The sequence below is a fragment of the Pseudomonas indica NBRC 103045 genome (assembly GCF_002091635.1).
GTDB lineage: Bacteria > Pseudomonadota > Gammaproteobacteria > Pseudomonadales > Pseudomonadaceae > Pseudomonas_M > Pseudomonas_M indica.
Genome location: NZ_BDAC01000001.1, coordinates 12244 through 32966 on the forward strand (window position 1 = coordinate 12244; position 20723 = coordinate 32966).

Below are 20723 nucleotides of genomic sequence, written 5' to 3' on the forward strand. Positions count from 1 at the left end.
CGTCGCTTGCCTCCATTGGGACGCGATACTTTTGCGATTCACGTAATAGCCAAAGGCTATACTCGCCTCAAAAACGGCGCCTGACCTGTCAGGCACAAGGAGCCTGGGGTGCGGCGCACGATCACCTTGTTCTTCTGTTGGCTAGGCTTGCTGGCCACCTTCGGTACGGCCCATGCCGCTCCCATCGAACTGACCCGCGACAGCAGCGGTATGGGGTTGAACGACCGTATCGAGCTGCTCGAGGACGTCGATGGCTCCCTGACCATCGATGACATGACCGACCCCGCCGTGCAGGCGCGCTTCCGCCCCGCCGACGGCCGTGCCAGCGTCGGGCAGAGCAGCAACCCCTGGTGGGTGAAGGTGCAATTGCAGCGCGCCGGCGACACACCGCGGGAATGGTGGCTGGAAGTCGGGGCCGTCACCCTGCTGGATCTCCAGGTGTTCTTCCCCGGTGAACAAGGCGGCTGGCGAATGCGCCAGTCCGGCGAGCGCGTCGGCTTCGCCGAAGGGCGCGATCATCCCTATCGACGTGCCGTTTTCCGCCTTCCAGCACTGGCTGGGGAACCGTCGACCTTCTATCTGCGCACTTATGACCCGGCCGGCAATTCCTTCCCGCTGCGGGTCTGGCAACTGGCCGACCTCGACCTGACGGCCACCCGCGAGAACCTGGCGATCGGCCTGGTCTACGGCGTGATCTTCGCACTGCTGCTGTACAACCTGTTCATCCTCTTCAGCCTGCGGGACAGCGCCTATCTCTGGTACGTGCTGGCGACCGCCGGGGCCCTGCTCTTCATCCTCAGCATGACCGGCCACGGTTTCCAGTATCTCTGGCCTGGCTCGGCGGTACCTTTCTGGCTGGACCGCATCACCCTGCCGTCGGTGTGGGGCTTCTGCGCCTGCCGCTTCACCCAGAGTCTCCTGCAGACCCGTGTTCACGTTCGCTGGGCCCACCGCCTGCTGAGCCTGGCCTGCGTTGTCTATGTCGTCGCCATTGCGCTGGATGCTTTCGGCCTGCGCGGCCCGACAGCATGGCTCATCGCCCTGCTGTCGCTTTCCAGCATCCCTGCTGCGCTGGGCGCCGCCCTGATTCGCTGGCGACAGGGGTTCTTTCCGGCGCTGCTGTATCTCTGCGGCTACGGCCTGGTCCTGGGCAGCATCGGCATCCTGCTGCTACGCGCGACGGGTTTGCTGCAACCTTCACCGCTGAACGCGTTCGTCTTTCCGATTTCGGTGGCCGCCGAATCCATCTTGTTCTCCTTCGCCCTGGCCTATCGCATCCAGATTCTCAAACAAGAGAAAGCCGCCGCGCTGGAACAGGCCGACCGCGAGAAAACCGCCCGCCTCGCCCAGATGCAGGCCAGCGCGGACGAACTGCAGGCCGCGGTGGACCGGCGCACCGCCGAGCTGGCGGCAGCCAACCAGCGTCTGTCGGAGCGCGAGGCGGACCTGCGGCACGCCGCCTTCCACGACCCGCTGACCGAGCTGCCGAATCGCCGCTACCTGATCGAAAGGGTCGAAGGCACCTTGGCCGAAGCCAGGCGACGGCAGGAGTCCGTGGCGTTGATGCTGATCGATCTCGATCACTTCAAACCGATCAATGACCGTCACGGCCACGATGCGGGCGACCTGATGCTGCGCAGCATCGCCCAGCGGCTACGCCAGCAGGTTCGCAGCCATGACATGGTGGCGCGCCTGGGCGGGGACGAATTCGCCGTGCTGGTCGGAGGGACGAACGCCGAGGGTCATGCCTGTGAAGTAGCCGAACGCCTGCTCGCCGAGCTGTCGCAGCCAGTGCGCTATGGCGCCGAACGGCTGGCGGTGACCGTCAGCATCGGTGTGGCGCTGTTTCCGCAGCATGGCGGGCATTTTGCCGCGCTCTACAAGGCCGCCGACGAAGCACTCTACCGGGTGAAGACGCAGGGACGCTCGGGTTTCTACCTGTGCGGGGCGGATGGCGGCCTGAGCGACAGCGACTGCCTGCAACTGGATGTGCTGAAAGTGCCGAGCGGCCTGCTGTGAACGCGGTTATGCCGCGCTATAACGCCGCGGTACCCGCGCGGTGACCTTGGTCAGCAGCTCGTAACCGATGGTTCCACAGGCGTGGGCGATCTCGTCCACCGGCAGTTGGGCGCCCCACAGCTCGACACGGTCACCGACCGTGGCGTCCGGTACGTCGGTCAGCTCCACCGCCAGCATGTCCATGGAGACCCGTCCGACCAGAGGCACGCGCATTCCCCGGACAACGACCGGAGTACCGGACGGCGCATGCCGGGGGTAGCCATCACCGTAACCACAGCTGACCGTAGCGATACGGGACGGCCGTTGCGCTACCCAGGTAGCGCCGTAACCCACGCTCTCCCCCGGCGCGATATCGCGCAAGGCGATCACCTGCGCGGCCAGGGTCATCGCCGGCTTCAGCCCCAGCTCGGCAGCGGATAGTTCGGCGAATGGCGAAGCGCCGTAGAGCATGATGCCCGGTCGCAGCCAGTCCATATGCGCGGCCGGAATCGTCAGCACGGCGGCGGAGTTCGCCAGGCTGCGATGGGTGAAATCCAAGTCCAACTGAGCGAGGAAGCACTCCAGTTGCTGTTCGGTAAGAGGGTGGCCGCGCTCATCGGCACAGGCGAAATGGCTCAGCAGGTTCAGCTCGGCGACCTGCTGCGCTTCCTGCAGGCGCCCGTACCAATCGCGCAACGCTTCTGGAGCGAAGCCCAAGCGGTGCATGCCGCTGTCGAGCTTGAGCCAGACATTCAGCGGTCGAGGCACGCTTGCCGCCAACAGGGCGGTCGCCTGTTCGACGCCCTGCACGGCGACATCCAGGCCCAGCCGGGCCGCCATCTGGTATTCCGCCGGCTCGAAACAACCCTCCAGCAGCAGAATACGTGCTTCGCCGTGCATACCACGCACCTCGGCGGCCTCTTCCAGGCAGGCCACGGCGAAACCGTCGGCCTCATCGTGCAGTGCCGTAACCACCTCACGAATGCCATGCCCGTAGGCATTCGCCTTGACCACCGCAAACACCTGCCGTCCCGGCGCACAGCGCCTGGCAACGGCGTGGTTGTGGCGGATGGCGGCGAGATCGACGTGGGCGACAAGAGGGCGCATAGCGGAACTCCGGCGAAAGGAGTCCGAATTCTAATGCAAGCTGCAAGCTGCAAGCTGCAAGCTGCAAGCTGCAAGCTGCAAGCTGCAAGCTGCAAGCTGCAAGCTGCAAGCTGCAAGCTGCAAGCGAATCAGCGTGAGGGTCGAGCTGGCGCTATCGTCAAGCACCTACTGTTTTACTTGTGGCTTGTAGCTGAAGCTTGCCGCTGTCCCGTTATTCATCGTCGAACTGGTACGAACCGGGCGCCAGGTTCTCGAAGCGCGAATACTTGCCGAGGAAGGCCAGGCGAACCGTACCGATGGGGCCGTTACGCTGCTTGCCGATAATGATTTCGGCGACGCCCTTGTACTCGGTCTCCGGGTGGTACACCTCGTCCCGGTAGACGAACATGATGATGTCGGCGTCCTGCTCGATCGCACCGGATTCGCGCAAGTCGGAGTTCACCGGGCGCTTGTTCGGCCGCTGTTCCAGCGAGCGGTTCAGCTGCGACAGCGCGATCACCGGACAGTTGAACTCCTTGGCCAGGGCCTTCAACGAACGGGAGATTTCGGAAATCTCATTGACCCGGCTATCGCCGCTGGAACCGGGAATCTGCATCAGTTGAAGGTAGTCGACCATGATCAGGCCGATCTCGCCGTGCTCGCGGGCCAGCCGGCGCGTACGGGCGCGCATTTCCGAGGGCGAAATGCCGGCGGTATCGTCGATGAACAGCTTGCGGTCATTGAGCAGGTTGACCGCCGAGGTCAGGCGTGGCCAGTCGTCATCGTCGAGGCGACCGGCACGTACCTTGGTCTGGTCGATGCGCCCGAGCGAGGCGAGCATACGAATCACGATGGATTCGGAAGGCATCTCCAGGGAGTACACCAGGATCGCCTTGTCGCTGCGCATCAGCGCGTTTTCCACCAAGTTCATGGCGAAGGTGGTCTTACCCATCGACGGACGACCGGCGACGATTACCAGGTCGGCCGGCTGCAGGCCGCTGGTCTGGTTGTCCAGATCGGTGAAACCGGTGGAAAGACCGGTAATCGCGTCGCCGGCATTGAACAGCGTGTCGATGCGGTCGATGGCCTTGACCAGGATGTCGTTGATCCCGACCGGGCCGCCGGTCTTCGGCCGTGCCTCGGCGATCTGGAAGATCAGCCGCTCGGCTTCGTCGAGGATTTCTTCTCCGGTACGCCCCTGGGGCGCGTAGGCGGCATCTGCGATTTCATTGCTGATGCCGATCAACTGCCGCAGCGTGGCCCGCTCGCGGATGATCTGCGCATAGGCCTTGATGTTAGCCACGGACGGCGTGTTCTTGGCCAGCTCGCCAAGATAGGCGAGCCCGCCGACCTGACTGAGCTGCCCTTCCTTGTCCAGTTGCTCGGACAAGGTCACCACGTCGAACGGCATGTTGCGTTCGGCCAGTTTGAAGATGGCGCGGAAGATCAGGCGATGGTCATGGCGGTAGAAATCGCCATCCGAGACCTGATCGAGTACCCGCTCCCAAGCGTTGTTGTCCAGCATCAGGCCGCCCAGCACGGCCTGCTCGGCCTCGATGGAATGCGGCGGCACCTTGAGGGCAGCGGTTTCCAGATCGTATTGCTCAGGTGTGGTGATGTCGTTCATGACGCTCGATTTCGGGACTTCAGAAAAACAATGGGCACGTTCCGCCGAGACGGAAACGTGCCCGAATTGTTAGCAGGCCAGCACCGGAGTGCAAGCCCGCTGGGCGGCTGATCAGCCAGCGACCACGATCAGCTTGACGGTCGCTTCGACGTCGGTGTGCAGGTGCACGGCCACGTCGTATTCGCCTACCTGACGGATGGTACCGTTGGGCAGACGGACTTCGCTCTTGGCCACTTCCACGCCGGAGGCGGTCAGGGCGTCGGCGATGTCGGCAGTGCCGATGGAGCCGAACAGTTTGCCTTCATCGCCAGCGGTAGCGGTGATGGTGACTTCCAGTTCGGACAGTTGGGCAGCGCGAGCTTCGGCGGAAGCTTTCTTCTCGGCAGCCAGTTTCTCCAGCTCGGCGCGACGAGCTTCGAACGCAGCGACGTTCTCGGCGGTAGCGGCAGTGGCCTTGCCTTGCGGCAGGAGGAAGTTACGGGCGTAACCGCTTTTTACATTCACCTTGTCGCCCAGGTTGCCCAGGTTGGCGATTTTTTCCAGCAGGATGACTTCCATTTGAGTCTTACCTCTTAACTTTTAACCTTCACCGTTCGCAGGTCCGGCGCCGTTCTTGCGCGCTAGGCGACCGCGAAAATCAATCAGACTGTCGACAACGGCCAAAACCACCAGCAACGGATAGATCAGCTGCATGAACAGCAGCAGCGTCACGTACAGCCCTATCAGCCAGAACCTGGCGAGCCCCAACCCATGCAGCAGGGCCAGCCCGGCAAATGCCAGCGGCACGCTACAGATCGGCGTCAGCATGGCCAGTTGAGGTCCCAGGTTGGGACCGACCAGCATGCCCGCCAGCAGCAGGACCGCCAGTGCCAGCGGCAGTCGCAACACGCGGAATTCGCGGCCGAAACCACCTGGGTTGTACAACGCCGCCTGCCAGTAACGCCCCAACATCAGGCTAAGCAGACTGAGGATCTGCAACAGTGCCGCCAACAGACCGGTGAGTACCGGGGCCAACAAGGCCTCCAGGCGTGCCCGCTCGTCTACCGACAACTGTTGGTAGACCCCTTCGAGCGCTTGCGGCATGAGCTTCTGCAACTCCGCCGCCATCGCCGCGATGGGTTCGCCGAACACGGCCCCGAGCGCCAGTCCATAGACCAGACCCACGACGACGCTGCCGAGCAGCACACGCATCCAGGACATGCTGGCGCGCAGGATCAGCGCCAGCCCCAGCGATCCCAGCAACACCAACAGGGTGAGCGGTTCGCCGAAGTACCACCAGGCCAGAGCCGGCAGTATCGCCCAGACGAGAATGCCCAAGGCATCGTTCAGGCCCCGCCGCAGCAGCACCAGGCTGCCCGCGGCGGCACTCAACCAGAACAGCAGCGGCAAGGCTGCCGAACCGACCACCACCAGGGTGGCCTGCATGCGGCCGCGCATGATGAACTCAGCCAGGGCACGCATGCGATCTATCCCTTACTTCTTGTCGACCGTCCGGTCTCAACGGCCGTGGCTGTCGGTGTAGGGCAGCAGGGCCAGGAAGCGGGCGCGCTTGATAGCGGTAGCCAGCTGACGCTGATACTTGGCCTTGGTACCGGTGATACGGCTAGGAACGATCTTGCCGGTTTCAGAAATGTAGGCCTTCAGGGTGTTCAGATCTTTGTAATCGATCTCTTTCACGCCTTCAGCGGTGAAACGGCAGAACTTACGACGACGGAAAAAACGTGCCATGACAGTGGCTCCTCAATAGATCCGGGAATTACTCGTCAGCGTTGTCGCTGCTGTCACTGTCGTCGCCTTCGGCGCCGTCAGTAGCTTCAACGCGATCACGACGCTCGCGGCGCTCGCTGCGGTTTTCCTCGGCCTTGAGCATCTCGGACTGGCCGGTGACGGCTTCGTCGCGACGGATGACCAGGTTACGGATAACGGCGTCGTTGTAGCGGAAGTTGTCTTCCAGCTCGGACAGGGCTTTGCCGCTGCACTCGACGTTCATCATCACGTAGTGAGCCTTGTGCACGTTGTTGATGGCATAAGCCAGCTGACGACGGCCCCAGTCTTCCAGGCGGTGAATCTTGCCGCCGTCTTCTTCGATCAGCTTGGTGTAACGCTCGACCATGCCGCCGACTTGCTCGCTCTGGTCCGGGTGAACCAGAAAGATGATTTCGTAATGACGCATAAATGCTCCTTACGGGTTGCAGCCTGCCGACAAAGCGGTCAGGCAAGGAGTGAGTTCTCGTTTTGTCTTGCCGGATGACAGGCGCATGAGCACCGCCCGCCGGGCAAGGGGCGCAATTCTAGAGAAGGGGCGACGGGGAAGCAAGGCGAACTGGTGAAAAATTAAGCAACTCCAAGCTCCAAGCTCCAAGCTCCAAGCTCCAAGCTCCAAGCTCCAAGCTCCAAGCTCCAAGCTCGCCAGGATGGTAGGTGGCCCCTCCCCAGCGTCAAGCCGCCCTTGCTCTCACTTGCCGCTTAAAGCTTGTGGCTGCCCCTCTGCCGAACCGCCTCGAACAGGCAGACGCCCGTAGCGACCGACACATTGAGGCTGCTGACGCTACCGGCCATCGGCAGCTTCACCAGGTAATCGCAATGTTCGCGGGTCAGGCGGCGCATGCCCTTGCCTTCGGCCCCCATGATCAGCACCGTGGGGCCGGTGAGGTCCTGCTGGTACAGTTCCTGTTCGGCCTCGCCGGCCGTACCGACCGTCCACAGCCCGCGCTGCTGAAGCTTTTCCAGGGTCCGTGCGAGGTTGGTCACCGCCACCAGCGGCACCACTTCGGCCGCCCCGCAGGCGACCTTGCGCACCGTGGCGTTCAGGGTAGCCGACTTGTCCTTGGGGATGATTACCGCCAGCACACCCGCCGCATCGGCGGTACGCAGGCAGGCACCGAGGTTGTGCGGATCGGTCACGCCATCCAGTACCAACAACAGGGGCGGCCCCTCGGCACGATCGAGCAGTTCCTCGAGCATGGCCTCGCCCCAGACCTGGCTGGGGCTTACTTCGGCAACCACGCCCTGGTGGGCGCCGTCCTCGGCCCATTCGTCCAGCTCACGGCGATCGCGCTGACCGACAGTGACCCTGGCCTCCTGAGCAAGCTGGATCAGTGCCTGCACGCGCGGATCGTGCCGACCTTCCGCCAACCAGAGCTGCTTGACCCGCTTGGGATGATGACGCAGCAACGCTTCCACGGCATGCACGCCGTAGATTTTTTCCAACTGACTCATGACTTCGCCTTACGTTTACGCGGGGTCGCTCCCGGCTTGGCGGCCGAGGAGGACTTGGACGGCCCCTTGCGGTGTTTCCTGGGGCCGCCGCTCTTCTCCGAGTCGCTCTTCGCGGCGCTGCCCGACGACGCCTTGGGCGGGCTCTTCTTGCCCGGCTTGCCGCTCTTCGCCTCTGCGAGCAAGGCCTGCTTCACAGCCCGGCTTTTCTTCACGTCGGTGTTGCCGAGCATGGCGTCGGCCTGGGCCAACAGCTCCGGCGCAACCGGGGCCGTGGATTTTCCAGCCTTGCCCTTGCCGCGCGGCGCATCGCCCGCCTTTTCCTTCCGGCCTTTCTTGGCCGGGCGCCGATCGCTGGACGACTCAGGCTCCGGCGAACGCTTCTTCCGCCCAACCGGCCGTTCCAACTGCGCCTCAGCCAGTTCGAAATCGATCTTGCGCTCGTCCAGATCGACCCGCATGACCCGAACCGCGACGCTGTCGCCAAGGCGGAAGCTGCGGCCGCTGCGCTCGCCGGACAGGCGATGATGGACCGGATCGAAGTGGTAATAGTCCGCCGGCAGCGCGGTGACGTGCACCAGGCCCTCGACATAGATGTCCTTCAGCTCGACGAAGATGCCGAAACCGGTCACCGCCGTGATCACCCCGTCGAAGCTCTCACCGACGCGATCCTGCATGAACTCGCACTTGAGCCAATTGACCACGTCGCGGGTCGCCTCGTCGGCGCGCCGCTCGGTCATCGAGCACTGTTCGCCGAGCTGCTCCAAGGCCGGTTCGTCGTAGGGATAGATACGCGCCTTGGGCATGCTCGCCGCCCCGGCGCGGCGGACATGCGGCGTCTCGCGCTTGGAGCGGATCACACTGCGGATCGCCCGGTGTACCAGGAGGTCCGGGTAGCGGCGAATCGGCGAGGTGAAGTGGGTATAGGCCTCGTAGTTCAGGCCGAAGTGCCCATTGTTGTCGGCGCTGTAGACTGCCTGGCTCAGCGAACGCAGCATCACGGTCTGGATCAGGTGGAAATCCGGGCGCTCCTGAATCGACTCCAGCAGCTTCTGGTAATCCTTCGGAGTCGGACCATCCTTGCTGCGATGCAGGCTCAGCCCCAGCTCGCCGAGGAAGGCCTTGAGCTTTTCCAGACGCTCGGCCGGGGGGCCGTCGTGTACGCGATACAGGGCGGGGATTTCATGCTTCTGCAGGAAGGCAGCGGTGGCCACGTTGGCAGCCAGCATGCACTCTTCGATGAGCTTGTGCGCATCGTTGCGCTGGGTCGGCAGGATCTCAGCGATCTTGCGCCCGGAGCCGAAGACGATCCGCGTTTCCTGGGTTTCGAAATCGATCGCACCACGGGTGTGGCGCGCCTTGAGCAGTATCTTATAGAGCGAGTAGAGCTGCTTGAGGTGCGGCAGGAGCTCGGCGTACTCGCCGCACAGCCGCTTGCCCTCCGGGCTCTTCGGCCGTTCCAGCATGGCGCTGACCTTGTTGTAGGTCAGGCGCGCATGGGAGTGGATCACTGCTTCGTAGAATTGATAGTCGCTGAGTTTGCCGCTGCGGGAGATGGTCATCTCGCAGACCATTGCCAGCCGATCGACGTGCGGATTCAGCGAGCAAAGGCCATTGGACAGCTCTTCCGGCAGCATCGGTACCACCCGCTCGGGGAAATAAACCGAGTTGCCGCGGTTCTTCGCTTCCTCGTCCAGGGCCGAGCCGACCTTCACATAATGGGAGACATCGGCGATAGCGACGAACAATCGGTAGCTACCGGAAAACAGTCCGCCCTTCTCGCAATACACGGCATCGTCGAAATCGCGGGCATCTTCCCCGTCGATGGTGACGAAAGGCAAATGACGAAGATCGACACGCTTGGTCTTGTCCTTCTCTTCGACCTCCGGATTGAGCCTCGCCGCTTCCTTGAGCACCGCGTTCGGCCAGACATGGGGAATGTCGTAGCTGCGCAGGGCCACGTCGATTTCCATGCCCGGCGCCATGTAGTTGCCGATGACTTCGACGATGTCGCCCTGGGGCTGGAAGCGCGAGGTCGGCCAATGGGTGATCTTGATCTCGACGAACTGGCCAATCTTGGCGCCCGCGGTACGCCCGGGCGTCACCAGCACCTCTTGCTGGATCTTCGGATTGTCGGCCTCGACGAAGCCGATGCCACTTTCTTCGTAATAGCGGCCGACGATGGTTTCGTGAGCGCGGGAGATCACCTCGACGATCGAACCCTCGCGGCGGCCGCGCCGGTCGAAGCCCGAGACCCGGGCAAGGACCCGGTCGCCATCGAAGACCAGACGCATCTGTGCCGGGCTGAGAAAGAGATCGTCGCTGCCGTCGTCCGGGATCAGAAAGCCGAATCCGTCGCGATGTCCGCTGATGCGGCCGAGGATCAGATCGAGCTTATCCACCGGGGCATAGGCGCCGCGGCGCGTATAGATCAACTGGCCGTCGCGCTCCATGGCACGCAATCGGCGACGCAAGGCTTCCTGTTGATCGTCGGTATGCAGCCCGAACTCATCGATCAACTGCTCACGGCTCGCCGGGGAACCGCGTTCCGCCAGGTGCTTCAGGATCAGCTCACGGCTGGGGATGGGATTCTCGTATTTTTCCGCTTCGCGAGCGGCCTCGGGATCGAGGGAGTGCCAGTCGGCCATCAGGAGGGGTTCACCTTGTCTATTCTTCGATGTGCTTGCCATGTCCCTATTGAAGCGCGAAACGCTGTTCGGGTCAGCCCGACAAACGGAATAAAATTTTTTCAACAACAGGGGTTTACAACCCAAAAGCTCGTCCGTATAGTGCGCGCCACAACGACGGCAAACGTCGCTGTAGTTGAAAGTAGATGATCACTCATCGAAATCAACGCCCAGGTGGCGGAATTGGTAGACGCACTAGGTTCAGGTCCTAGCGGTGGCAACACCGTGGAAGTTCGAGTCTTCTCCTGGGCACCAAATTCCAGACAAAACCGAGCCAATGGCTCGGTTTTGTTTTTTCTACATCGGAAAAAAACCATCGAAAGGGGCTGACAGTGCGTCAGCCCCTTTTTCGTCAGGCGCGGAATTGCCCCAGGCTGGCTTTGAGCTGACCGGCCAAGTTATCCAATACACGTCCGCTGGCCGCGGTCGCCGCGACGGCTTCCGCCGCCCGCTGCGCCTCCCCGTGAATCACCTCGACCCTCCCCCTCACCGCCAGCGCCCCCTCGGCTTGGCGTGAGGCGGCCAGCGTCGCCGAGTCGATGGCACCATGCACATCCTCCACAGCCACCTGGATCGAACGCTGCAATTCGCTGCTCTCCCGCAACGCCGCCAACCCTTCACTCGCCTGCTGACCGGCTTGTCCAATGGCCGCTACCGCCTCCCGGGCCCCCTGCTGCAAGGCGTTGATGTGTGCCTGGATATCGCCGGTAGACTGCTGCGTCTTGCTGGCCAGCGCCCGGACCTCATCAGCCACCACGGCGAAACCACGCCCGCTCTCCCCGGCTCGGGCCGCTTCGATGGCAGCGTTGAGCGCCAACAGGTTGGTCTGCTCGGCAATACCATGGATCACGCTGAGCACCACTTCGATCTGCTCGCTCTGCCGCGCCAACCGCTCGATTACCGCCGAGCCGGTTTCCACGCGCGCCACCAACTCCTCGATGGAATGCCCGACCCGCCCGGCAATGGCAGCGTTCTCGCCAGCCGCCCTGCGAATTGACTCGACCCGCTGCAACGCTTCCTGCATCGCGCGGCTCTCCGCCTGGGCCTGCTCGGTCATTTCGGCCAGCGCCTGCAGGCTGCCGGAGACTTCATCGCGCTGGCGTCCCGCCGCTGCCTCGGCGGCCGCACTACGCGAACTCAACCCGGCGATTTCGACGCCGGTGCGCTGGGCGACCTCCCCCGCCTCGCGGACGATGGGTTGCAGCTTGGCGACAAAGCGATTGACGGCCGCGGCCATGTCACCCACCTCGTCGCGACTGTGCAATTCGACACGCCGCGTCAGGTCTCCCTCGCCGGCCGCCAGGTCGTTCAGCGCCGCAATCAGCAAACGCAGGCGGCTGACTACCGTGCGCCCAAGCACCAACGCCAGCACCACCAGGACGCCGATCCCGATAATCACCAAGCCGGTGCCAATCCGCCAACGCAACGTCCCGGCAGCCGTCTGGACCGACTCACGGGCCCCGGCCGAAATACCGGCCGCCGCGTCCTGGGCCGCCTGCAATCGCGCACTCAACGCCGCCGAGCTGTCGGCTGCCGCACCCGCCAAGCTGTCGGCCACCAGTTGCCCGCCGCTGGCGATGAGTGTGTTGAAGCGCGTGTCCAGGGCCGCCAGCTCGGTCTCGACGGCGGCCGTCGAGACCCCCATCAGGACTTTGCCGATTTCGACCCCGTTCGGACTGATGGATGCCTCGACGAAATACACCGACTCATCGTGCCGGGCCGCCTCGAGCACCTGATCCAATGCCCGCTCACCCTGACCTTTCGCCAGCAGGGCCTTGATCTCCGGCCTTTGCCGATTGAGATAGCGGGTCAGATGCTGGCCCTCGGCATCGTCGTAGATCACGAACAGCACATTGGGATTGCGTTGCGCCCGCCGGGCGAATTCCGACAGCGTCGGTATGTCGTTGTCCCACATCGCCCTGGGCGCCACAGCTGCCAGAAGCTGCGCCATGTCGTTGGCGGACTCCTTGAGACTTTTCTCCAGCGTCGCCCGCAATTGCTCCTGCTCACCCTGCAATCGCGAGGACAGTCCCGCCGACAACCGCTCGCGTGTACTGGCCGACAGGCTTTCCAGCCCTGCGGACAACTCGCCGCCCGCCTGCTTGAGTTCGACACCCAGTCGCTGCATGTCGCCTTCCAGACGGCTGCCCAGATCGGCCTCCAAGGCCTCGACCGTGCTTCGGGTCAGTGCAACCGCGACGAGGATTTGCACCAGCAAGGCGATTCCCAGCGCAAAAAAGACGGGACGCAGCAGACGACTGCGCAACAGGGACAGGATGGCGGACACGACAGGCTCTCCTCAACGACCGTTACCGGGTTAACGGCGACTTCCGGGATTTATTCAGTGCCAGCAAGCAAAATGCCATAAAAATTTTCACGGCAACGAAAAAGCCGCCCGAAGGCGGCTTTCTCGATGGAGCGAAGCGAGATCAGGCGAACGGATGGCGCAGGATGATGGTTTCGATGCGGTCCGGGCCGGTGGAAATGATATCGATCGGCGCCCCCACCAGCTCTTCCACGCGCTTGATGTAGGCACGCGCATTGGCCGGCAACTCTTCCAGGCTTTTCGCGCCCAGGGTCGATTCTTTCCAGCCGGGCACTTCCTCGTAGACCGGCTGCAGGCCGATGTAGCTGTCGGCATCGGTCGGGGCATCGGTCAGGAGCTGGCCGTGCTGGTCCTTGTAGCCGGTGCAGATGCGGATGGTCTCGAGGCCGTCCAGCACGTCGAGCTTGGTCAGGCAAAGACCGGAGATGCTGTTGATCTCGATGGCGCGACGCAGGATCACCGCATCGAACCAGCCACAGCGGCGCGCGCGACCGGTGGTCGCACCGAACTCGTGACCGCGCTTGGCCAGGAAGGCACCGACGTCGTCGAACAGCTCGGTCGGGAACGGACCGGAACCAACGCGGGTGGTATAGGCCTTGGTGATGCCCAGCACGTAGTCCAGGTACAGCGGGCCGAAGCCGGAACCGGTGGCGGTGCCGCCAGCGGTGGTGTTGGAGCTGGTCACGTAGGGGTAGGTGCCGTGATCGATGTCCAGCAGCGAGCCCTGGGCGCCTTCGAACATGATGTCGGCCCCTGCGCGGCGCAGCTCGTGCAGGCGTGCAGTGACGTCCAGCATCATCGGCTTGAGCTGGTCGGCATAGACCATGGCCTCGTCCAGAGTCTTCTGGAAGTCGATCGCCGGCTCCTTGTAGTAATGCTGGAGCGCAAAGTTGTGGTAATCGAGAATTTCACCCAGCTTGGCGGCGAAACGCTCGCGGTGGAACAAATCGCCGACACGCAGGCCGCGACGCGCCACCTTGTCTTCGTAGGCCGGACCGATGCCACGCCCGGTGGTGCCGATCTTGGCGTCGCCACGCGCCTTCTCACGGGCTAGGTCGAGGGCCACGTGGTAAGGCAGGATCAGCGGGCAGGCCGGGCTGATGCGCAGGCGCTCGCGCACCGGCACGCCTTTCTCTTCCAGCTTGGCGATTTCACGCAGCAGGGCGTCGGGCGCCAGCACCACACCGTTGCCGATCAGGCACTGCACGCCTTCGCGCAGGATGCCGGACGGAATCAGGTGCAGGACGGTCTTCTCGCCCTCGATGACCAGGGTATGGCCGGCATTGTGCCCGCCCTGGTAACGCACCACGGCGGCTGCCTGATCGGTCAGCAGATCGACGATCTTGCCTTTGCCCTCATCGCCCCACTGGGTGCCCAGGACTACGACATTCTTACCCATAACGCTTGTCCTCATTCGCGGAAGCTTGATGCCGGCCGCTGCCGGCGGAAATCTCAGGTCGCCAGCGGCACGACCTGCCATGAACCCTCGCGCAGCGACAGCTGGCGGTCGCAACCCAGCTCGGCGGCATCCGCCTCACCCTGGCCCGGCAAGGCCTGAACGACCCGCTCGCCGGCGCGACGCAGGCGCTGGATGGCCTGCCAGAGGTAAAGATCGTGGCTATCCGGCGCCCAGACACCGCCAGCCGTTTCGGCTAGCGGCATCCGACCCAGGGTGACCAAGGTCTTCAGATCGGTGGAAAAACCAGTGGCCGGACGCGCCCGACCGAAATCGGCGCCGATATCGTCATAGCGCCCACCCTGGGCGATCGACTGACCGACGCCCGGCACGAACGCCGCGAAGACCACCCCGGTGTGGTAGTGGTAGCCGCGCAACTCGCCGAGATCGAAGTACAGCGGCAATTCCGGATAGCGCAAGCCGAGGGCATCGGCGATGGCGATCAACTCATCCAGCGCCGCATGCACGTCGGATGGCGCCTCGACGAGGCACGCCTGCGCCAACTCGAGCACTTCCCGTCCGCCGCAGAGCTCGGCCAGCGAACGCAGCATGGAGGCCAGCGCCTGCGGCAGGCCTTCGGTCAGCTCGGCGACTTCGTCCATCGCCTTGCGCTGCAGGGCATCGAACAGCCGTTGCTCGACCTCGCCGGACAGATCGGCCGCACGAGCCAGGCCACGGTAAATACCGACATGCCCCAGGTCCATGTGCACATCGGGCACTTCAGCCAGTTCGAGCATGTCCAGCATCAGACTGATGACTTCGACGTCGCTGGCGGGGCTCGCATCGCCGTAGAGTTCGGCGCCCAACTGGATCGGGCTGCGCGAGGTGGACAGCGCGCGCGGCTGGGCATGCAGCACGCTGCCGGCGTAGCACAGGCGGCTCGGTCCTTCGCGGCGCAAGGTATGCGCATCGATCCGTGCCACTTGCGGCGTGATGTCGGCGCGGAAGCCCATCAGCCGACCGGAATAAGGGTCCGTCACCTTGAAGGTACGCAGATCCAGATCCTGGCCCGCGCCGGTGAGCAGCGACTCAAGGTATTCGATATGCGGCGTCACGACGAATTCGTAACCCCAGCGATGGAACAGGTCCAGCACCTGACGCCGTGCGGCTTCGATGCGCGCCGCTTCCGGCGGCAGTACTTCTTCGATGCCATCTGGCAGCAGCCAGCGGTCTACCGTTGCCATTTCGCCTTCCTCTCGATCGGGCGGCAAGCCTTCAGTGAAGCAGATACAGGAGGGTGGTCCCCAGCAGCATGCTGGCCAGCCCCATGAGGCGCAGTTGGCGATCAGGCAATTGCAACAACTGCGTGAGAGCCCCGCGCCAGCGTCGCGGATAGAGGAAGGGCAGGATGCCTTCCAGCACCAACATCAAGCAAAAGGCTATGCCGAGTTCCTGCCACATGATTCCCGCAGACGCAAAAAAGCCGGGGTTTTTCCCGGCTGGCTCATCATAACACGTTTTAACCGGCGGTCATCCCGGCGGGCGACTGGCGCCCGCCGGACGGCCTCAGCGCTTGGCCTGTTCCAGGTAATTGAAGAACTCGCTCTTCGGATCCAGCACCAGCACGTCGCCCTTGTTCGAGAAGCTTTCCCGATAGGCTTGCAGGCTGCGATAGAACGAGTAGAACTCCGGATCCTGGTTGTAGGCGCTGGCGTAGATCGCGGCTGCCTGGGCGTCCCCATCACCGCGAGTTTCTTCCGATTCGCGGTAGGCCTCGGCGAGAAGGACTCGGCGCTGACGATCGGCATCGGCGCGAATCCCCTCGGCCAGCTCACGGCCCTTGGCACGGTGCTCACGCGCCTCGCGCTCACGCTCGGTGCTCATCCGCTCGAATACGCTGCGGTTGACCTCTTTGGGCAGGTCGATGGCCTTGACGCGCACGTCGAGCACCTCGATCCCCAGCTCCTTGCGCGCCATCCGGTCCAGCGAACCGGTGATTTCCGCCATCAGTGCATCGCGCTCGCCGGATACCACCTCATGTAGGGTACGCTTACCGAACTGGTCGCGAAGCCCCGACTCCAGGCGGCGCGACAGACGCTCGTCGGCGATCTGTTTGAGGCCCGAGGTCGCGGTATAGAAGCGCTCGGCATCCGCTACACGCCACTTGGCGTAGGCATCCACCATGACCGCTTTCTTCTCCAACGTCAGGAAGCGCGAGGTAGCCGAGTCAAGCGTCAGCAGGCGTGCGTCGAATTTGCGCACCTGGTTCACAATCGGCATTTTCACGTGCAGGCCGGGCTGGACGTCCGCCTCGACCACCTTACCGAAACGCAACAGCACGGCACGCTCGGTCTGCGCCACGATGTAGAAGCTGTTCCAGGCGACCAGCGCCAGGACCACGCCGACAATCAGGGCGATCAGCGACTTGTTGCTCATCAGCGGCTCTCCCTCGAACGCAGGTTACGCTGCTGCAGATCGTCGACGATCCGCGTTCCCATATCGCTGCCCGTCGCCGATTGCCCGGAAGAGCCGGAACCGGAGACGCTGCCGCCACGGTTATCGATCATCTTGTCCAAAGGCAGGTAGAGCAGGTTGTTCTGGCCGCTTTCACCGGTCACCAGAACCTTGCTGGTGTTGCTGTACATCTGCTGCATGGTGTCCAGGTACAGGCGCTGGCGGGTTACCTCGGGCGCCTTGCGGTATTCGGCGAGCAACTTGGTAAAGCGGTCCGCCTCACCCTTGGCACGGGAAACCACTTCGTCGCGGTAGCCGTTGGCATCCTCGAGAATGCGCTGCGCCTGGCCGCGTGCCTCGGGCACCACGCCGTTGGCGTAGGCTTCGGCCTGGTTCTTCTCGCGCTGCTCGTCCTCGCGGGCACGGATCACGTCGTCGAATGCCTCCTGCACTTCACGGGGTGCCTGGGCGCTCTGGACGTTCACCTGGGTCACGGTGATGCCAGTGCGGTAGGTATCGAGGAACCGCTGCAGGCGCTCCTTGATCTCACTGGCCATGGCGACACGGCCCTCGGTCAGCACCTGGTCCATCTCGGTTGAACCGACCACATGGCGCAAGGCGCTTTCGGTAGCGTGCTGCAAGCTGACTTCCGGCTGATCCACGTTCAGCACGAAGTCCTGCAGGTTGCTGATCTTGTACTGAACGGTCAGCGGTACTTCGACGATGTTTTCGTCCATGGTCAACATCTGGCCCTGCTTGCTATAGGCACGCTCGCGGGTGACGTTTTCCTGGAACTTGCGATCGATCGGCGGGAAATAGATGTTCAGGCCCGGACCGACGGTCTCGTAGTACTTGCCGAAGCGCAGCACCACGGCCTGCTCTTGCTCGTCGACCACGTAGATCGCGCTCCACAGCCAGAGCGCCGCGAGAATGACCAGCACGATGCCGACCAGACCGAAGCCGCCACTCCCCCTGCCATCGCCGTCGGCGCCGCGTTTCTTGCCACCAAAGAGACCGTTCAGGCTCTCCTGTAATTTGCGGAAGGCCTCGTCGAGATCCGGCGGCCCCTTGCGGTCGCCACCACGGCGCCCCCCCCAAGGATCCTGATTATTCGAATTGCCACCCGGCTCATTCCAAGCCATAGCGCTCTCCATACTGATAACGAAGACGCACCGAAGGCGCGCCCGCCAATGCTACCGAATGCTCGACTCCGCCGGCAAAGCCGCCGGGTCGCGCTTTATTGCAAAGTATGTTGTTCGAGGAACTCGTTCGGCTGCAGCCCCGCCCGGCTCACCAGCCGGTGCAACTCAACCCTCGGCAAACGCACTTCCAGCAGGCTGCTGCCCGCCTCGTCATGCCCTTCGCTCAGCACCGCCCCCATGGCGAAAAACTGTGAACGCAGCCGCCCCAACTGTTGCGGCAATTGCAAGGTACCGACGAACAGGTCGTCACCCAACAGCTCGGCGATGGCCTGGCGCAACAGATCGAGACCACGACCGTCACGGGCCGACAGCCAGACACGCTGCGGCTTGCCCTCTGCATCGCGCTGAAGCTGCGGCTCCATACCGTCGAGCAGATCGAGCTTGTTGTATACCTCGAGCATCGGCAAGCCTTCCGCGCCGATTTCCCCCAGCACCGCCATGACCTGCTCCATCTGCGCCATGCGCTCGGGCTCATGGGCGTCGATCACATGCAGAAGAAGATCGGCATTGCTCGATTCCTCTAACGTCGCCCGGAAGGCTTCCACCAGCTTGTGCGGAAGATGCCGGATGAAGCCCACCGTATCGGCCAGTACCACCGGCCCCAGGTCATCCAGCTCGAGGCGGCGCAAGGTGGGATCGAGGGTGGCGAACAACTGGTTGGCCGCATACACGTCCGAAGACGTCAGGGCATTGAACAGCGTGGATTTGCCGGCGTTGGTATAGCCGACCAGGGAAACCGAGGGGATATCGGCGCGCTTGCGGCCACGACGAGCCTGCTCGCGCTGCCCTCGCACCTTTTCCAGCTTCTGCTTGATCTGACGAATGCGCACACGCAGCAAGCGGCGGTCGGTTTCCAACTGGGTTTCACCAGGGCCGCGCAGGCCGATACCGCCTTTTTGCCGCTCCAAGTGAGTCCAGCCACGAACCAGACGGGTGCTCATGTGCTCCAGTTGGGCCAGCTCGACCTGCAGCTTGCCTTCATGGGTGCGCGCGCGCTGGGCGAAAATGTCGAGAATCAGACCGGTACGATCCAGCACACGACATTCGAAGGCACGTTCGAGGTTGCGTTCCTGACTGGGCGTGAGCGTGTGATTGAAGATCACCAACTCGGCCTGTTCGGCCTTGACCCGCTGCTGAAGTTCTTCGACCTTGCCGCTGCCGATCAGATACCTGGCGGTCGGCTGGGTACGCGATACGCTGACGAAAGCCACCGTATCGGCTCCAGCCGAAAGTGCCAGTTCCTGGAATTCCTGCGGGTCTTCACGCGCTTCGGGATCTTGGCCATCCAGATGAACCAGGATGGCCCGCTCACCACCACCGGGGCGCTCGAAGAACAAGGCGGGCTCCTATCAGGCGTTACCGGGCTCGGGCTGTTCGGATTCGGTCGCGCTGGGCAGACGCACCGGACGGCTCGGAACCACGGTCGAAATGGCGTGTTTGTAGACCATCTGGCTGACAGTATTTTTCAGCAGAATCACGAACTGGTCGAAGGATTCGATCTGGCCTTGCAGCTTGATGCCATTGACCAGATAGATGGAAACCGGGACGCGTTCCTTACGCAAGGTATTGAGGTAAGGGTCTTGTAGCGAATGCCCTTTTGACATGTGCCGCACTCCTTTAAGGGTTAAATCGTTGTAGTAATCAAAAACCAATGGCTTATGCCGCCCCACCCCCAAGGATAGACGGCAACTGGAAAGATCTCAGGTCAATATGGAGACCGACTCCAGGTATTTCAAGGCACGTGGCAGATTGTCGCGGGCCAGGCTGTCAAGCCAGTGCAGATTGGTCCAGCTGCGCAACCAGGTGAACTGCCGCTTGGCCAGTTGGCGCGTGGCAATGATGCCGCGCTCCTCCATCTCGTCCCGGGTCAGCCTGCCGTCCAGATAATCCCAGACCTGGCGGTAACCCACTGCACGTATAGACGGCAGGCCAGCATGCAAGTCACTTCGTTCGCGCAGAGTTTCGACCTCCCCGACAAAGCCCTGTTCCAGCATCAGCCGAAAACGCTGGGCAATGCGCTCATGCAACACTTGGCGCTGAGCCGGAGCGATGGCCAAGTGCGCGACAGTATAAGGCAAATGCCCAGCGCCGGAGCCGTCTAAAGCGGGTTTTTGCGCGGCCTGACGCTGGCGATGTGCCGTCATCGTCATTCCGCTGACCCGGTAGACTTCCAATGCCCGGGTCAGGCGTTGCGGATCGTTGGGGTGGATGCGCGCCGCCGACTCCGGGTCCACTTCCTGCAGCTCCCGGTGCAATGCGGACCACCCTTCCACCGCCGCGCGCGCCTCCAGCTCGGCACGCACCGCCGGATCAGCGCTGGGCATGTCGGCCAAGCCTTCCAGCAAAGCCTTGTAATACAACATGGTTCCGCCAACGAGCAGCGGAATGCGGCCCGCTGCCGTGATTTCGGCCATGGCCGCCAGGGCATCGTCGCGGAATTCGGCGGCCGAATAGCTTTCGGCAGGGTCGCGGATATCGATCAGACGGTGCGGAAATTCCGCGAGCACGGCCTTCGACGGCTTGGCGGTACCGATGTCCATGCCGCGATAGACCAAGGCCGAATCGACGCTGATCAGTTCGCAGGGCAACACCCGCGCCAGCTCCAGGGCGAGGTCGGTCTTGCCGGCCGCGGTGGGGCCCATGAGGAAGATGGCGGGAGGAAGGGACATGGGGACGGTACGGGCAACAGACTTGACCTAAAGGCTACAGGTTTTGCCGGAAACCTGCAGCC

At 63.2% G+C, this 20723-nt stretch carries 18 protein-coding genes, 1 tRNA gene and 1 pseudogene; 2 read left to right on the top strand and 18 right to left on the bottom strand.

The annotated features are described in order from the left end of the window. The first annotated feature begins 108 nt into the window (after positions 1-108). Positions 109-2019, top strand: a complete 1911-nt coding sequence (locus PIN01S_RS00050; protein ID WP_423814525.1) for a diguanylate cyclase — start codon at positions 109-111, stop codon at positions 2017-2019. Between the two features lie 6 nt (positions 2020-2025). Here the strand turns inward: PIN01S_RS00050 and alr are convergent, their stop codons facing one another. The 8 genes from alr to rnr form a co-directional block, all read right to left on the bottom strand. After that, on the bottom strand, positions 2026-3105 hold the full coding sequence (gene alr, locus PIN01S_RS00055; RefSeq protein ID WP_084332792.1) for an alanine racemase: 1080 nt from the start codon (positions 3103-3105) through the stop codon (positions 2026-2028). 211 nt (positions 3106-3316) lie between these two features. Continuing rightward, on the bottom strand, positions 3317-4711 hold the full coding sequence (dnaB, locus tag PIN01S_RS00060) for a replicative DNA helicase (protein WP_084332793.1): 1395 nt from the start codon (positions 4709-4711) through the stop codon (positions 3317-3319). 111 nt (positions 4712-4822) lie between these two features. Next, positions 4823-5269: a 50S ribosomal protein L9 gene (gene rplI, locus PIN01S_RS00065; RefSeq protein WP_084332794.1), complete on the bottom strand. Its 447-nt coding sequence runs from the start codon at positions 5267-5269 to the stop codon at positions 4823-4825. A gap of 21 nt (positions 5270-5290) precedes the next feature. Then, positions 5291-6172: a hypothetical protein gene (locus tag PIN01S_RS00070; RefSeq protein ID WP_084332795.1), complete on the bottom strand. Its 882-nt coding sequence runs from the start codon at positions 6170-6172 to the stop codon at positions 5291-5293. Between the two features lie 36 nt (positions 6173-6208). Further along, positions 6209-6439: a 30S ribosomal protein S18 gene (gene rpsR, locus PIN01S_RS00075; RefSeq protein ID WP_084332796.1), complete on the bottom strand. Its 231-nt coding sequence runs from the start codon at positions 6437-6439 to the stop codon at positions 6209-6211. A gap of 28 nt (positions 6440-6467) precedes the next feature. After that, positions 6468-6884, bottom strand: a complete 417-nt coding sequence (gene rpsF / locus PIN01S_RS00080; RefSeq protein ID WP_084332797.1) for a 30S ribosomal protein S6 — start codon at positions 6882-6884, stop codon at positions 6468-6470. Between the two features lie 293 nt (positions 6885-7177). Continuing rightward, on the bottom strand, positions 7178-7930 hold the full coding sequence (rlmB, locus tag PIN01S_RS00085; RefSeq protein ID WP_084332798.1) for a 23S rRNA (guanosine(2251)-2'-O)-methyltransferase RlmB: 753 nt from the start codon (positions 7928-7930) through the stop codon (positions 7178-7180). Next, positions 7927-10575, bottom strand: coding sequence for a ribonuclease R (rnr, locus tag PIN01S_RS00090; RefSeq protein WP_084332799.1), 2649 nt, complete (start codon positions 10573-10575; stop codon positions 7927-7929). Before rnr ends, rlmB begins: the two co-directional genes overlap by 4 nt. Before the next feature lie 207 nt (positions 10576-10782). Here rnr and PIN01S_RS00095 point away from each other — a divergent pair. Beyond that, positions 10783-10869 (top strand) — tRNA-Leu (locus PIN01S_RS00095). 97 nt (positions 10870-10966) lie between these two features. Here the strand turns inward: PIN01S_RS00095 and PIN01S_RS27495 are convergent. From PIN01S_RS27495 to miaA, 10 genes and pseudogenes are all read right to left on the bottom strand, one after another. Next, positions 10967-11851, bottom strand: a complete 885-nt coding sequence (locus PIN01S_RS27495; protein WP_423814529.1) for a methyl-accepting chemotaxis protein — start codon at positions 11849-11851, stop codon at positions 10967-10969. Beyond that, positions 11825-12742 (bottom strand): annotated as a pseudogene (locus tag PIN01S_RS27500) (HAMP domain-containing protein); the annotation flags it as partial. The gene PIN01S_RS27495 and the pseudogene PIN01S_RS27500, both read right to left, overlap by 27 nt. Before the next feature lie 301 nt (positions 12743-13043). Further along, positions 13044-14339: an adenylosuccinate synthase gene (locus PIN01S_RS00105; RefSeq protein ID WP_084332801.1), complete on the bottom strand. Its 1296-nt coding sequence runs from the start codon at positions 14337-14339 to the stop codon at positions 13044-13046. Positions 14340-14392: 53 nt separating this feature from the next. Further along, the gene (locus PIN01S_RS00110) at positions 14393-15580 is read right to left on the bottom strand and encodes an ATP phosphoribosyltransferase regulatory subunit (RefSeq protein WP_084332802.1); all 1188 of its coding nucleotides are present in this window, start codon (positions 15578-15580) and stop codon (positions 14393-14395) included. A 31-nt stretch (positions 15581-15611) separates the two neighbouring features. After that, on the bottom strand, positions 15612-15797 hold the full coding sequence (locus PIN01S_RS00115) for a DUF2065 domain-containing protein (RefSeq protein ID WP_084332803.1): 186 nt from the start codon (positions 15795-15797) through the stop codon (positions 15612-15614). 105 nt (positions 15798-15902) lie between these two features. Beyond that, positions 15903-16772, bottom strand: a complete 870-nt coding sequence (gene hflC, locus PIN01S_RS00120) for a protease modulator HflC (protein WP_084332804.1) — start codon at positions 16770-16772, stop codon at positions 15903-15905. Continuing rightward, a complete protein-coding gene (gene hflK, locus PIN01S_RS00125) occupies positions 16772-17932 on the bottom strand; it encodes an FtsH protease activity modulator HflK (protein WP_084332805.1) in 1161 nt (386 codons plus the stop codon). Before hflK ends, hflC begins: the two co-directional genes overlap by 1 nt. A 95-nt stretch (positions 17933-18027) precedes the next feature. Continuing rightward, complete coding sequence (hflX, locus tag PIN01S_RS00130; protein WP_084332806.1) at positions 18028-19329, bottom strand: ribosome rescue GTPase HflX; 1302 nt, start codon at positions 19327-19329, stop codon at positions 18028-18030. A gap of 12 nt (positions 19330-19341) precedes the next feature. Next, a complete protein-coding gene (gene hfq, locus PIN01S_RS00135) occupies positions 19342-19596 on the bottom strand; it encodes an RNA chaperone Hfq (protein WP_084332807.1) in 255 nt (84 codons plus the stop codon). Positions 19597-19692: 96 nt separating this feature from the next. Then, complete coding sequence (gene miaA / locus PIN01S_RS00140; protein ID WP_084332808.1) at positions 19693-20661, bottom strand: tRNA (adenosine(37)-N6)-dimethylallyltransferase MiaA; 969 nt, start codon at positions 20659-20661, stop codon at positions 19693-19695. Positions 20662-20723: the final 62 nt, after the last annotated feature.

Bases quoted from the DNA above. Each gene is read 5' to 3' on its own strand.
- alr (WP_084332792.1), bottom strand. From the start codon at position 3,105: ATGCGCCCTCTTGTCGCCCACGTCGATCTCGCCGCCATCCGCCACAAC.
- dnaB (WP_084332793.1), bottom strand. From the start codon at position 4,711: ATGAACGACATCACCACACCTGAGCAATACGATCTGGAAACCGCTGCC.
- rplI (WP_084332794.1), bottom strand. From the start codon at position 5,269: ATGGAAGTCATCCTGCTGGAAAAAATCGCCAACCTGGGCAACCTGGGC.
- PIN01S_RS00070 (WP_084332795.1), bottom strand. From the start codon at position 6,172: ATGCGTGCCCTGGCTGAGTTCATCATGCGCGGCCGCATGCAGGCCACC.
- rpsR (WP_084332796.1), bottom strand. From the start codon at position 6,439: ATGGCACGTTTTTTCCGTCGTCGTAAGTTCTGCCGTTTCACCGCTGAA.
- rpsF (WP_084332797.1), bottom strand. From the start codon at position 6,884: ATGCGTCATTACGAAATCATCTTTCTGGTTCACCCGGACCAGAGCGAG.
- rlmB (WP_084332798.1), bottom strand. From the start codon at position 7,930: ATGAGTCAGTTGGAAAAAATCTACGGCGTGCATGCCGTGGAAGCGTTG.
- rnr (WP_084332799.1), bottom strand. From the start codon at position 10,575: ATGGCCGACTGGCACTCCCTCGATCCCGAGGCCGCTCGCGAAGCGGAA.
- PIN01S_RS27495 (WP_423814529.1), bottom strand. From the start codon at position 11,851: ATGGCCGCGGCCGTCAATCGCTTTGTCGCCAAGCTGCAACCCATCGTC.
- PIN01S_RS00105 (WP_084332801.1), bottom strand. From the start codon at position 14,339: ATGGGTAAGAATGTCGTAGTCCTGGGCACCCAGTGGGGCGATGAGGGC.
- PIN01S_RS00110 (WP_084332802.1), bottom strand. From the start codon at position 15,580: ATGGCAACGGTAGACCGCTGGCTGCTGCCAGATGGCATCGAAGAAGTA.
- PIN01S_RS00115 (WP_084332803.1), bottom strand. From the start codon at position 15,797: ATGTGGCAGGAACTCGGCATAGCCTTTTGCTTGATGTTGGTGCTGGAA.
- hflC (WP_084332804.1), bottom strand. From the start codon at position 16,772: ATGAGCAACAAGTCGCTGATCGCCCTGATTGTCGGCGTGGTCCTGGCG.
- hflK (WP_084332805.1), bottom strand. From the start codon at position 17,932: ATGGCTTGGAATGAGCCGGGTGGCAATTCGAATAATCAGGATCCTTGG.
- hfq (WP_084332807.1), bottom strand. From the start codon at position 19,596: ATGTCAAAAGGGCATTCGCTACAAGACCCTTACCTCAATACCTTGCGT.
- miaA (WP_084332808.1), bottom strand. From the start codon at position 20,661: ATGTCCCTTCCTCCCGCCATCTTCCTCATGGGCCCCACCGCGGCCGGC.